This window comes from Microcoleus sp. (assembly GCF_041354475.1).
Lineage (GTDB): Bacteria > Cyanobacteriota > Cyanobacteriia > Cyanobacteriales > Microcoleaceae > Microcoleus.
In genome coordinates this window covers 15793-29031 of sequence record NZ_JBGJZU010000079.1, presented here as the reverse complement: position 1 = coordinate 29031, position 13239 = coordinate 15793, and the positions used below count along the sequence as shown (strand labels likewise).

Annotated in this window: 12 protein-coding genes; 7 read left to right on the top strand and 5 right to left on the bottom strand. The window is 44.7% G+C overall.

Annotation, left to right across the window (positions count from 1 at the left end; all coding sequences use genetic code 11):
- Nucleotides 1-273 precede the first annotated feature (273 nt).
- Together ACBR23_RS23240 and ACBR23_RS23235 are read right to left on the bottom strand one after the other, a co-directional pair.
- Nucleotides 274-1551 (bottom strand): hypothetical protein, encoded by a 1278-nt coding sequence (locus ACBR23_RS23240; protein ID WP_371120537.1) that lies wholly within the window; start codon nucleotides 1549-1551, stop codon nucleotides 274-276.
- A 280-nt stretch (nucleotides 1552-1831) separates the two neighbouring features.
- Nucleotides 1832-2551: a hypothetical protein gene (locus ACBR23_RS23235; RefSeq protein ID WP_371116693.1), complete on the bottom strand. Its 720-nt coding sequence runs from the start codon at nucleotides 2549-2551 to the stop codon at nucleotides 1832-1834.
- A 72-nt stretch (nucleotides 2552-2623) separates the two neighbouring features.
- On the opposite strand from ACBR23_RS23235, the gene ACBR23_RS23230 reads away from it, so the two are divergent.
- The gene (locus ACBR23_RS23230) at nucleotides 2624-3208 is read left to right on the top strand and encodes a Uma2 family endonuclease (protein ID WP_371120536.1); all 585 of its coding nucleotides are present in this window, start codon (nucleotides 2624-2626) and stop codon (nucleotides 3206-3208) included.
- A gap of 70 nt (nucleotides 3209-3278) precedes the next feature.
- Here ACBR23_RS23230 and ACBR23_RS23225 read toward each other — a convergent pair whose 3' ends face one another.
- A complete protein-coding gene (locus tag ACBR23_RS23225) occupies nucleotides 3279-4814 on the bottom strand; it encodes a mercuric reductase (RefSeq protein WP_371120535.1) in 1536 nt (511 codons plus the stop codon).
- A 16-nt stretch (nucleotides 4815-4830) separates the two neighbouring features.
- A complete protein-coding gene (locus ACBR23_RS23220) occupies nucleotides 4831-5562 on the bottom strand; it encodes a TVP38/TMEM64 family protein (protein ID WP_371120534.1) in 732 nt (243 codons plus the stop codon).
- A 282-nt stretch (nucleotides 5563-5844) separates the two neighbouring features.
- Here ACBR23_RS23220 and ACBR23_RS23215 point away from each other — a divergent pair, with 282 nt between their 5' ends.
- From ACBR23_RS23215 to ACBR23_RS23200, 4 genes are read left to right on the top strand one after another with little or no spacing between them, the layout of a single operon-like run.
- Nucleotides 5845-6876, top strand: coding sequence for an isochorismatase (locus ACBR23_RS23215; RefSeq protein WP_371120533.1), 1032 nt, complete (start codon nucleotides 5845-5847; stop codon nucleotides 6874-6876).
- A gap of 20 nt (nucleotides 6877-6896) precedes the next feature.
- A complete protein-coding gene (locus ACBR23_RS23210) occupies nucleotides 6897-7271 on the top strand; it encodes a DUF433 domain-containing protein (protein WP_371125687.1) in 375 nt (124 codons plus the stop codon).
- The gene (locus ACBR23_RS23205) at nucleotides 7268-7663 is read left to right on the top strand and encodes an ACP S-malonyltransferase (RefSeq protein WP_371116687.1); all 396 of its coding nucleotides are present in this window, start codon (nucleotides 7268-7270) and stop codon (nucleotides 7661-7663) included. Before ACBR23_RS23210 ends, ACBR23_RS23205 begins: the two co-directional genes overlap by 4 nt.
- A 9-nt stretch (nucleotides 7664-7672) precedes the next feature.
- A complete protein-coding gene (locus tag ACBR23_RS23200) occupies nucleotides 7673-7993 on the top strand; it encodes a hypothetical protein (RefSeq protein WP_371120532.1) in 321 nt (106 codons plus the stop codon).
- Nucleotides 7994-8102: 109 nt separating this feature from the next.
- Here ACBR23_RS23200 and ACBR23_RS23195 read toward each other — a convergent pair whose 3' ends face one another.
- Nucleotides 8103-9125, bottom strand: coding sequence for a cysteine peptidase family C39 domain-containing protein (locus ACBR23_RS23195; protein ID WP_371116685.1), 1023 nt, complete (start codon nucleotides 9123-9125; stop codon nucleotides 8103-8105).
- 258 nt (nucleotides 9126-9383) lie between these two features.
- Here ACBR23_RS23195 and ACBR23_RS23190 point away from each other — a divergent pair, with 258 nt between their 5' ends.
- Nucleotides 9384-12149, top strand: a complete 2766-nt coding sequence (locus ACBR23_RS23190) for an HAD-IC family P-type ATPase (protein WP_371120531.1) — start codon at nucleotides 9384-9386, stop codon at nucleotides 12147-12149.
- Nucleotides 12150-12328: 179 nt separating this feature from the next.
- Nucleotides 12329-12958 carry a 7-carboxy-7-deazaguanine synthase QueE gene (locus ACBR23_RS23185; protein WP_371116683.1) on the top strand — a complete coding sequence of 210 codons (630 nt, stop codon included), beginning with the start codon at nucleotides 12329-12331 and terminating at the stop codon, nucleotides 12956-12958.
- Nucleotides 12959-13239 lie beyond the last annotated feature (281 nt).

Below are 13239 nucleotides of genomic sequence, written 5' to 3'. Positions count from 1 at the left end.
GGACAAGAGTCCGATCAAAGTCTGTCAAGAAGGGGGGGACAAGAGTCCGATCAAAGTCTGTCAAGAAGGGGGGGACAAGAGTCCGATCAAAGTCTGTCAAGAAGGGGGGGACAAGAATCGGATCAAAGTCTGTTAAAAAAGGGGGAGACAAGAATCGGATCAAAGTCTGTTAAAAAAGGGGGAGACAAGAATCGGATCAAAGTCCCCCTTCTTAAGGGGGATTTAGGGGGATCTAGACTGCGATACAAACGAGAGATACAGAGGGTTTCAGTCTCAAACAGTATCCTTCATGGCATCAGAATGTCGTTCTTGCCGCCACCGAGATTCGGCTTCTGCGTAACGCTGGCGCGCTGTGGTGATTTCCTCCTCGTAATGCTTGATTTTGTTGCCGTATTTGTGGTTCAACCACTGAATGTCATGGGCGAGAATTTCCTTCAATTTTTGTTCTTGGACTTCCACCCATTCAATTTTCAACTGCGCCATTTGTTCCGGTGAGTAAGTACCAGCGGGCGGTTCATACTGTTCGGCAATTTGAGCAACATCGGCTTTAAACTTAAAGTAACGCTGTTCTCGTTTTTCGTCCTGTTCTTTTTCAATTTGATGTTTTTCTTTCTCGTACCAGCCGATTTGAAAGTCGGCTTCTACCATGTCCCAATTCTTCATTCGCCCGCTGGTATCGCCTTCGCTGACAAATTTAGAGCGACGCAGGTTTAAGGCTTGCTCGTAGGCGAGTTGTCGCTGTTTGAGAGTAACTTCTTCGTCGATTCCGGCAATCTGATTTGCCTCCAATTCGGTGATTTCTATCGGGAGGCTGCTTTCGTATTGCCCAATTAATGAGCGGGCGTGTCCGGGCATTTCAAAGGCGTCGTTTTGCAGTGATGCGGCTCCCCATAACATTACTACGGGTAGGCTGGCTGCGATCGCATTTAACACAATTCCCCCCGGTAATCCCAACCCGATCACAATCCCCAGAGACATCGCATATTCGGTGCCGCTCAATCCCACGGCTAAACCGACATCGCTAAAGGGTAGTTTGTTCAAATATTGACCTTCCACTTGTAGCACTAAGGTGGTTTGAGATTCGTAATAAAGTTCGCCAAATTCATTTTTGGGGGGATGAGCTTGTTTTTGTTTTTGGATATCTTGCAATGCTTGCTGAGTGCTACTTTTCTTGCGATGATGTTCCATAACTTTCATCACTTTTTTGTCCGCCACCACCCCCGCAGCGCCGCCGATGAACAAACTCGCTGGAATGCTCATACTTCCAAAGCCGGAAGTCAATATTCGCGCTCCCGCACTGAAGGTAAGTGCGCTCATTATTCCTACCAAAATATTGACTATTTTTTTTGTTTCAGGGTTGGGGTTGCGCCTCGCTAAAGGTGTTAAATCGTTAATCCGATTTTTGGCTTTTTCTCCTTCTGCATATCGTTTTTCCCGCTGACTCATTTGGGATTTGATTTGTTCGGGGAGTAGGGCGGTTAATTCTTGGTGCAGGTATTGCCATGCTACGATGCTGGAGGTAGAGTTATGGTGATTGGTGGTAGAATTCATGGGTTTTATCTCGTTGTTTTTTGGCTTGATAAGATAGTGTCGCTACGGATTGAAGGTTTAGGCAGAATTCGGGGAAAAAAGTTCGGCAACGGATTTTGTAACGGATGTAATATCAATTCTGGTTGGATCGGAATTATTTAACCGCAGAGAACACAGAGAACACAGAGGAAGAGAAGAGAGAGGAATAATTCGGATTTGTAGTAAGTAAGGTGCGTCGCCCGAAGTCAATCTGCAAGTTCCATTAAACACGAGCAGCGACGCACCCTACAGATTAACTAAATTAATTGGATTTGACTGTCATTTTTCGGGCTTTGGTAAAGGCTGCATCAATGCAAGGTGTCATGGAGCGCCTTACTGCATCTTCATCTTTTCCTTCGTCTAAAGCACAAATGCTTTCTTTGCTGCTCAATTGGTTCGTTAGGTCTTCATATAATTGACCTTGAGGTATGATGAATGAGATGACTACTCCCTGTTTTTCGATGTCGTCAACGAGGGTTTTGACTCGACTAAAATCGATCGCACGCTCCCCTTGACGTGGCTCAAAGTCATTGGCTACAATGGTGAGTATGCCTGGATTTTTGTTGGTTTGATGTTGTTGTTGAATGGTACTTTGACTCCGTTCTAATAAGGCAACAAGAGAGGTTCCGGGTTGTTTGTTGGTAATCGATCGCCCATTGTGTTGACATTCCCCCATTAGCGTTAAACTATTGGTAATGGAGATGGTTTTGGTGACGACGGCCCGATCGGCAAACGGAATGCTGACAGCGGTATCTCCCGGTTTATAATGTTGGCTGCTGAGTTGACAGTGGGTTTGGCGCTGCAAGGTGTAGCGATCGGCAGAGGAGGAATTATCGTCGGCGCGGTAGTGTACGATCGGTTGAGTGGCGAGTTCTGGGTAAATGAAAGCTGCAAGGGCGATCGCGCTGACACCCACAGCAGCTACAATCGCAGGAGATTTGTACCAAGCTTTCTCCGATTCAGTTGTATAATTAACCATCATAGGGACTTCTCCAATTGCGCTTTTGAAGAGATGTCGCAGGAGTCACCCAGTTTATGCAGTATTCATTTTGTTATGATAGCCATTCCCCAAACACCCCAAAAAATGTCCGTTGAGGAATACCTAGAATGGGAAGCTCAACAAGAGATTCGCCACGAATATGTCAACGGCGAAGTTTTTGCCATGACGGGTAGTACAATTCCTCATAACGATATTGCACTTAACTTTTATACTGCATTACGCCCACATATACGTTCCACAGGCTGTCGGATGAACGTGTCAGATGTGAAATTGCAAGTCAGTTTTCAACGCCGTTACTACTACCCTGATGTGATAGTCAGTTGCGATCCTCAAGACTTGAATTCCCGCCAATTCATCCAGAATCCTAAAATTATTGTGGAAGTTCTTTCACCCAGTACAAGTGCTAAGGATAGGGATGAAAAATTCACTTGTTATCTAAAAATTCCGACTTTGCAAGAGTATATCTTGATTGATTCACAAAAGATTTTTGTTGAACGTTACTGTCGGGGAGAGGGCAGAATGTGGCTTTACTATTCTTACACTGCTGGGGAGATTATCACTTTATCAAGTATTGGGTTTAATTTGCCGATCGCACTTTTGTATGAAGACGTTGGATTTGAAACAGCAACAGAAACCTAAAAATACCCCTCATCCAGTCCGCGCAGGCGGACTTTGTTTGTGTAGTAGCGGTTTCAACCGCCGAGTTATGTTATCGAGTCCAAGCCAGCCATTTATTAAACAAATTCTTTACCAACGGTGTCAAACGAGTGCGATTGTACGCATCCCCGGCTTTCCGAATTGCATCAGCTTGCGTCGGATAGGGATGAATTACGCTAGCAATTTTTCCTAAACCAATATTGTTAACCATTGCTAAAGTAATTTCGCTAATCATATCTCCGGCGTTTCTCGCCACAATCGTTGCACCTAATATTTTATCGCTACCTTTCTTGACGTGAATTTTCACAAAACCTTCATCTTCACCGTCTATAATTGCCCGATCGACTTGACTGAAAGGAATCAAAAATGTATCGATCTCAGTTCCTTTAGCTTTAGCCTCAGCTTCGCCCATCCCGACATGAGCAATTTCTGGGCTAGTATAAGTACACCAAGGAATTGTTAAAGCACTGAGTTTTTTGCGTCCGAAAAACAGCGTATTTTGAATGACAATCCTCGCCGCAAAATCAGCAGCATGAGTGAATTTATGCTTCATGCAAATGTCGCCCGCAGCGTAAATGCGGGGATTAGTAGTTTGCAAATTGTCATTGACAAATACGCCAGTTTGTGTATTGTAATCAACGCCCACAGCCTCCAAATTCAATCCTTCGACATTGGGCGATCGCCCGGTGCTAATGAGAATTTCATCTACTGTTACAGTACCTCCTTTACCCTGAGATTCATAATAAATTACTTTGCCTGTATTTGTTTGCTCAACGCGCTCTATTTTGGATTCAAGTATTAACTGAATTCCTTCCCGCACAAACGCCTGCTGCACAATGTTAGCAGCATCGACATCTTCCTTGTCCAAAATGTGAGCATTTTTGTGGAATAACACGACTTCTGAACCCAGCCTGCGGAAGGCTTGAGCTAATTCGCAGCCGATCGGACCTGCACCAATTACTGCCAAACGCTGAGGTTTTTCTGTGAGGTTAAACACAGTTTCATTACTCAGATACCCACCTTCTTGTAAACCTGGAATTGGCGGTTTTAGCGCCCTTGCACCAGTTGCAATTACTGCTTTTTTAAAGCGGAGAGTTTGACCAGCCACTTCTACTGTATTGTTACTGGTAAAACGACCAGAACCTAAGAAAACATCGACTCCTAATTTGTCCTGATATCGTTGCACAGAATCAACATCGCTGATGTCGGCCCTGATGCGCCGCATTCTTTCCATCACTGCGGAAAAATCAACTTCTGTACCGTTAGGAACGCTAACACCAAATTTACTTGCTTCCGAGATATCAGCGACACTACGAGACGAACGAATCAGCAATTTTGAAGGAACGCAACCGACATTTAAACAATCGCCTCCCATCAAATGTTTTTCAATCAAAGCAACTTTCGCGCCTAAACCAGCAGCCCCGGCGGCCACAATTAATCCTGCGGGCCCTGCTCCAATTACTACTAAATTGTAACAGCTAGCCGGCTGCGGGTTTACCCAATTTGAGGGATGCAAATAAGAGACTAATTTTTGGTTGTGTTCGTCCATCGGGGGGACTGTTACGCGATCGACTTTTGAGTGTGACATTAGCAAATTCTCCTAATTAAACACTTTCATCCAAAGCTTGGCGAGCTATCCGAGTGATAGAGACAGTAACAGCGACTGTGGCTAGAAAACTGATGATATTGATCGACCATTTTACTGCGGAATCTTGGGGATTAGTACACCCTGTTGCTGCGCCGATCGCAGCCAAATCTCCTACCAAAGAACCGGAATAAACATACAGAATAGTTCCCGGTATCATCCCGAAGGAACCGAGGATATAATCTTTCAAAGAAACTTGGGTAATCCCCAAAACGTAATTCAATAAATTAAAAGGAAATAAAGGACAAAGACGTGTCAGAAATACTATTTTTAATCCTTGTTGAGAAATTGCGCGATCGAGAGCTTGGAACTTGGGATGATTTTCCATATATTTTACCAGGCGATCGCGCGACAAGTATCGCCCAATCAGGAAAGCAAAGGTGGCTCCTAAAGTTGCCGCTACAAACACGTAGACTGAACCCCACCACAGCCCAAACAGCACCCCACCTCCCAGGGTCAAAACAGCACCTGGTATAAATAGTATAGTAGCTAAGTTGTAAGTGGCTACAAATGCGACTGGTCCCCACCACCCTAAGTCCTGGATCTGGATGAGCACTGTTCTTAAAAAATCTTGGATGTAGGAAGATTTAGTTGCTAGAATGAACAGAGAGAGTGAAAGGGCGATCGATAAAAAAAATAATTTGCGTTTAAAAGGATTCCGGGGATAGTTGGCATTTTGTGCTTGTGGCATAATTCACCCTAAATAGCTCTTTGGATTATGGGTAATACCTTCACAGGTTTGTAGTTAGGCCTGTGGGCGATCGCGAAACCTTAAAATTAGTTGGCAAGGTCAGAAAATTGGGTTATCATTGATTATGATAGTCTAATTCCATAAAGTTTTAGATTTTTTTTACCACAGAGGGCGCAGAGAGCGCGGAGAAAGAGCGGGTAGAAAGATGGGTTGACGAATGAGTTAATATTTTTTACTGTCAATTTAAGTTTTTGTGAAAATCTACTTTTAAGTAAATTAGCCATGACTGCAAACAGCTTACTCCCCATTCCTGAGTATTTTGACCCGAAGAAAGTCAGTGAAGTCTGGCGGGTACCTTATCAAGAACGTGCTGTTCAAGCTAAAGAATGGGCTGTGAAACACAGTATTCTGCCTGCTGCTAGGGATACCAACCGCATTTGTTTGTTGATAATTGATGCCCAAAATACTTTTTGTTTGCCGGAATTTGAACTATTTGTGGGTGGGCGTTCGGGTAGCGGTGCTATTGATGACAATCTGCGACTGTGCGAGTTCATTTACCGCAATTTAGACAGAATTACCACGATCGCGCCCACCATGGATACCCATACGGCTATGCAAATTTTTCATCCAATTTTTTGGATAAATGCAGCAGGGGAACATCCGCAACCAGCCGTAACTTCCATTAGCCTAGAAGATGTTGCCAATGGTATTTGGAAAGTTAATCCCGCCGTGGCTGATAGCATCAGCGGTGGCAATTTTTTGGCCCTGGAAAAACACGCTCTGCATTACGTGCAGAAACTTAGCGATAATGGCAAATATCCCTTGACAATTTGGCCCTATCACTCGATGCTTGGTGGTATCGGACACGCGCTGGTTTCGGCGGTGGAAGAAGCTGTTTTTTTCCATAGCATCGCCCGCGAAACTCAAGCCATTTTTGAAATCAAAGGTGGCAATCCCCTCACGGAAAACTATTCTGTTTTGCAGCCGGAAGTTTTAGAGGGGGCGGATGGGAGTGCGATCGCTCAAAAGAATGTTAGTTTTATTGATAAGTTGCTGGATTTTGATGCAGTCATTATTGCTGGACAAGCTAAAAGTCATTGCGTTGCTTGGACAATTGATGATTTATTGACGGAAATTTTGGCGCGCGATTCGGAGTTAGCAAAGAAGGTTTATTTGTTGGAAGATTGTACTTCGCCTGTGGTTGTTCCTGGTGTTGTTGATTTTACGCAAGCAGCAGATGCGACTTTTCAAAGATTTGCGGCAGCGGGTATGAATGTGGTTAAATCTACTGAGTTTGAAGTACCATCAAGATAAGTTAGCAACAGGCTATGACTATGACCTTAGTATCTAATGAGCCATCGGTTATTATCCGTACAGAGCGTGGGTTGACGATCGCAGGTACGCGCATCACTCTCTACGATGTGATGGACTATGTAATCGCCCAGTATCCGCCTAAATTTATTCGTTCCCTGTTTGATTTGACAGAGGATCAAATTAATGCAGCCCTTTCTTACATAGATACACATTCGGCAGAAGTTGATGCAGAATACCAAGTTGTTCTCAAGGAAACTGAGGAAATTAGGCAATATTACGAAGAACAAAATCGCGATCGCATTGCCCACATTGCTACCCTCCCACCACCACCTGGATTAGAGGCTGCTTGGGAAAAGCTTCAAGCATCGAAGGCACGTCACTTAGTCCAGTCATGATTTTTTTAATAGATCACAACTTCAAGGGACACGCACGAGTTCTTCTTGGCAGTATTGCTAGCCAAGGTTGGCTTGATTTTGTCCAAATTCGCTTCGTCATGTTTGAGGAGGTGGGATTGTCAATTGATAGCAGTGATAGAGTTGTTTGGAGACTCGCTCAGGAAAATCAAATGATTTTACTTACAGCTAATCGAAGCATGAAAGATGAAGACTCATTAGAGCAAGTCATGCGCGAGGAAAACACTCCGAACTCATTACCAGTTGTGACAATTGGTAATGCCGAGCGAGTATTAAATGACTCAAGTTATCGAGAACGGTGTGTCGGGCGTATTGTTGAGATTGCCATTTATAGTGGCAATTACATAGGCGCAAGAAGAATTTTCATTCCATGAGGGTGAGACTTGAGGGATTGCATTCCTAAACAGCAACTCCTAGCAAGTTGTTATTTTTTTGATGCCAGACAAGTTATTTTTGAATTTGTCGAGCTATTCGATTGCAATTTTGCAGATGAGATTTTTCAAGATGTTTATCCAGATATATTAAATTATGAGATAGCAGGGGTGACACTTAAAGGGCTTTCTAAACCTACATTATTAAGTTCATATTTATCAAAAAATAGCACAAACCTAGATAGCTTAGCCAAAGATTATCTTTTAGGTATTGCTGAAAAGTTACAACCATTGCCTGCTGAGTTTAGCCTTAATAAAGAGCTAATTTGGTAAAAAAAAAGATTATTCATTTGACTGCTCAAAGAGGAGAGAGGGGCGGGTTTTCGAGGTTAGCAATTTTTGGCGTTTATGGTTGGTAAAACCCGCCCCTACCTTTCCTTGTTTATTTCCCGTCCAGTCTCGGCACTCCCTGCAAAAAATCGCCGCTTAACATTAACTCAGTCATCGGGTCTAACTTACCACTGACTTTTATTTTTTTATCTTTCTGAAAGCGCTCGATATCTGCTGGAAAATTACCAGAATTATATCCCAACTTATTTAAATAATCAATCGCTTGTTTGTCAGTTAACGAGATATCCGCAGGACGAAAAATTGGCACGTATTGCTCGCGCCAAATCTGGGCAAAGGTTGCTCTGTCTAAATAGAAAATTCTGCCCCGCGCCGGATCGGCAATGGTAGCAATATTATGATTAATTCCCAATAAAGCGACGGCGTGGGGAAGTTTCCGAGGGCCGTCAAATAGCCAAACTGCTAATACTCCGGGGCGATTAATTTGCTGTATTTGCTCCCAACTTGGAGTTAGTTCAATTCCTTGCATTCCTAAAGCTCTTGCTGCTATAATTAACTGGGGCATGGAAGTTCCTAAACGACTGGTTCCTGCCAAATGGGCTACACTCGATTCCGTCGCATTCATTCCCCACCTTCTTAAGATTGTGGCTAGGGCTGCTGGAGCACAACTGCTGTTAGATGTTTGGCGAAATACACCGTTTGGCTGCAAATTGTCAATTAAATCAGCGTAAATTGGTGCCATGAAATAGGATTCAGCGCTGGTAAATCCGCCCAATCCTAAGCAGCCAATTAAGATGACGGCAATTACTTGCGATCGCGCTGTCTGCCAGCTTATACTCAAGCCAATACCGCAGACTCCCATCAACATTACTCGCAGCAAAGTCCAAGTAACTCGCATCCCGTGCCCGCGCCACTCGATCGGCAAAGCTGGCATTTGTGGCAGATTTAGAGCCAGTAGCAGCAAGCCAATATAAAAACCTAAAAACAGCAGGGCGATCGCATTTCTGCCCTTAAATAAGTCATTAGCCGTTACTCCCGCTCGAACTAACACCTTTCCGAACCTGATTCCCCAGACTAACAGCACCGAACCCAGCACCAGCGTCAAAAGTATTTCCATAAGTTCAGAATTGGGTCGCTTAACTAGGTTTTAACACGCTTGGCGATCGCCAGGGGGAGAGAATTTTTTTCTTGCTTCTTCCTTGAAAAAAATTCTCCCAATATCTGGCAACAGACGGACACATCCGGTGTAAGATCGATCTAAGTCACAGCCCGTTAAAGCCACCAACAAACCATTAGCTAGCTTAATATATTAAGCGCGCCTATTGAGGAGCGATAACAGCTCGTCAGACTCAAGAGCAAATATTCAGGAAAAATCATGCCAGCAACAGCCGCCAACGATGTAGACGTAGCAGAGCAATATTGGCACTACCTAGAAAGATCGAAGGTTGCAACTATCTTAGAAACCAACCTAGATCAAGGTATAGAACCGAGCGAAGTTGCCATTCGCCAACAAAAATTCGGTCTCAACGAACTAACAGTTAAAGCAGGGAAACCCGCCTGGTTAAAATTTGTCCTCCAATTTAACCAACCACTGCTAATTATCTTGCTGAGTGCTGGTTTAATCAAAGCCCTAATTGGAGAATGGCTCAACGCCAGCGTAATTTGGGGTGTCACAACTACCAACGCGATTATCAGTTTCGTCCAAGAAGCTGGGGCTGAGAAAAAAATCGATGCCCTAGCTAAAGCTGTCACCACCGAAGCCACAGTCATTCGGGGTGGCAAAAAATTAAGAGTTCCCTCAAAAGAACTTGTTGTTGGTGACTTAGTAACCCTGACTTCCGGTGACAAAGTACCGGCAGACTTGCGCTTAATTAAAGTGCGCGACTTACAAATAGACGAATCGGGACTCACTGGGGAATCCGTAGCCGTCGAAAAAGAATTAGGACAATCGGGAGACTTGGTGCTACCGCAAGAAACGCCCCTAGCAGAGCGGGACAATATGGCCTATGCTGGCAGTTTTGTCACTTTTGGTCAAGGTAGCGGTATCGTAATTGCGATCGCCAATAAAACCGAAACCGGCAAAATCTCCCAACTATTAGACAGACACATCGATCTCACCACGCCCTTAACCCGCAAATTTAACGAATTCAGTCAAAACTGGCTGTTATTCGTGTTGGGAATGGCAACCTTGACCTTCGCAGTCAGATTGGGGAGACCAGTTCCAGCCGGAGTTTCAGCCTTCAAAGAAGCAGTCGAACCCGCAGTCGCCCTGATTGTCGGCGCAATTCCCGAAGGCTTACCCGCCGTCATCACCGTTACTCTAGCGGTGGGCGTTTCCCGGATGGCAACTCGAAATGCGATCGTCCGCAAATTGCCCGCTGTAGAGACCCTAGGCGGCGCTACAGTCGTCTGTTCCGACAAAACCGGAACTTTGACGGAAAACCAGATGACGGTGCAAGAAATCTATTCTGGTGGTAAATCCTACTCAGTTACGGGTACTGGCTACAGCCCGGAAGGGGAAATTCAACTCAATCAATTGCCAATTAGTGTCAGTCAATCTCCAACTTTGCAAGAATGTTTGCAAGCTGGATTAATTTGCAACGACACTCACCTGGAATTCAAAGATAATAATTGGATTGTGATCGGAGATCCGACAGAAGGAGCATTAATTGCTGCGGGCAAAAAAGCTGAATTGAGTCAGCAAGTTTTGGAAAAATCCATGCCGCGGATCGATTCAATTCCCTTTGAATCGCAGTTTCAATACATGGCAACTTTGCACAAAACTCCCACGGGCAAAGTTTTGTATGCCAAAGGTTCCGTAGAATCAATTCTGAGCCGCTGTGGTTCCAGTTTGGATACGGAAGGAAATCCGGCACAAGTCGATCGCGAACAAACCCACCATCAAGTCGATGAAATGGCAAAGCAAGGCTTGCGCGTCTTGGCTTTAGCGAAAAAGGTAGTACCCGAAAGCCAAAATTCCGTCGATCATGCGGATTTGGAATCTGGGCTAATTTTCTTGGGACTACAGGGGATGATCGATCCGCCACGGGCTGAGGCCATAGCAGCCGTCCAAGCTTGTCAAACCGCTGGAATCCAAGTCAAAATGATTACCGGCGATCACATTGCGACAGCCAAGGCGATCGCCCGTCGCATGGGATTCCGCAAAACTAAACATAACAGGGAACTGGTAGCTTATACAGGCGCTCAACTCGCCGAAATGAGCAAAAGCGAACTCGCCGAAGCTGTAGAAGCTGGTTCAGTTTTTGCCCGTGTCGCGCCGGAACAAAAACTCCGCCTGGTAGAAGCTTTGCAACTTCAAGGCGAAATTGTGGCGATGACGGGAGATGGTGTTAACGATGCGCCCGCCCTGAAACAAGCGGATATCGGGATTGCGATGGGTAGTGGTACGGAGGTTTCTAAGGAAGCCGCCGATATGATTTTGACCGATGATAACTTTGCGTCGATCGAATGTGCTGTGGAAGAAGGGCGAGCGGTTTACAAAAATCTGCTCAAAGCAATTAGCTTCATTCTCCCAGTCAACGGCGGAGAATCGATGACAATTTTGCTCAGCACGCTGCTGGGCCGGGAATTGCCGATTTTGTCGCTACAAATTCTCTGGCTGAATATGCTCAATTCGATTACGATGACTGTGCCCTTGGCTTTCGAGCCCAAGTCCACGGGAGTCATGAAACAACAACCGCGATCGGCAAATGAACCTTTGCTCACCGGTAATCGGATCAAGCGAATCATCGCTATTTCTCTTTACAACTGGACTGTGATTTTCGGAATGTTTGAATGGGTGCGCCAAGCCGATTGGGGAACCATCGAACTCGCCCGCACCATGGCCATTCAAGCTTTAGTAATGGGGAGAATTTTTTACCTATTAAGCCTCAGCCAATTGTTACCTTCTTTGATGGCTAAATTTAGCGGTTCTCAGGAAAAAGTTAGTGGTGCCCCCGCCCTCGGTGTGGGAATTGTAGTAGCGGTGATTTTGCAGATTATCTTTGCCAATTCTCCGTTTATCAATAGCATATTTGAGACGGCTCCCATGAACTTGGATCAGTGGCTAATTTGTTTCGGTGTAGCTTTACCCATGATCGGTGTTGCTCTCTCCGTCAACCGCTTTGACCCGCCTAACTAATATAACTTGTAGGTACTGCAATGTTCTCACCAATCGGGTAAGGTAGATGCGTCGGCTGTGCCTCCACTAGACTCCACTCTTCGAGGCACAGCAAGAGTGACATGGGTTCCCAGGAAGAGCCTGGGAACCATTTAATACTATATTCAAATAACATAATTAATTGGTTTAAAGCAGAAATTATGGTGTCTAATTTACAAGTAAAATTGCCAATTCACGAAACTTTTCAGTCTACCGTTCAAGGCGAGGGATACTGGACGGGGACTTTAGTTGATTTTATCAGATTGGCTGGTTGCCCTGTGAGGTGTCCTTGGTGCGATACTGGTTACTCCAATGGTGGCAAAGGTTTACCCGCAATACCACAGTCGATCGCCCAATTGCTAGCTCAGTTGCAGTCCCGAAGAGTTGTGATCACTGGCGGTGAGCCTTTCATTCACCGGGATTTACCTGAGTTAGTACAAACTTTGTTAGCCGCCGATAAGCAAGTGAGTATTGAAACTTCCGGTGCTTACTGGCTAGATGTTTCACCCCAGGCTTGGATTACTCTTTCTCCTAAAGAACACGTCAGTCCTAAATATCCGGTACAAGAGCTTTTTTGGACTAGAGCTAATGAAATTAAATTGGTGGTTAGCACTGGCAAAGAAGTTGAATTTTATCAGAAATATTTGCCAAACAATGTAGATATTCCGGTTTTTTTACAGCCGGAATGGAACTCGAAAGATGCAGCTATTCCGATTATCTTGGAATTGCTAAAACAAAACCCTAATTACAGGTTATCTTTGCAAACTCACAAGTTTATTGGCGTGCCATAGTTCCCAGCATCTCATATCAATTCCGGTTGTATCGGAATGATTTAACCGCGAAGGCGCTCATGACGCGAAGGAAGAGGAGAGAAAGTTTAATACAGGACGATGAAGAGAGGATTTTATATCACCTAGGAAGACCAAGGATAATTTTTTATTCGTACAGAATATGGAACTGGATTTGAAAAATCAAAGATTCCAGGTTTAGCCCCACGGGGCGACGGAAACTAATTTGACGATTCTTTGATATTCTTGAGTTTGGATGCCAGCTATTCCAAAGGCAGCGCTAA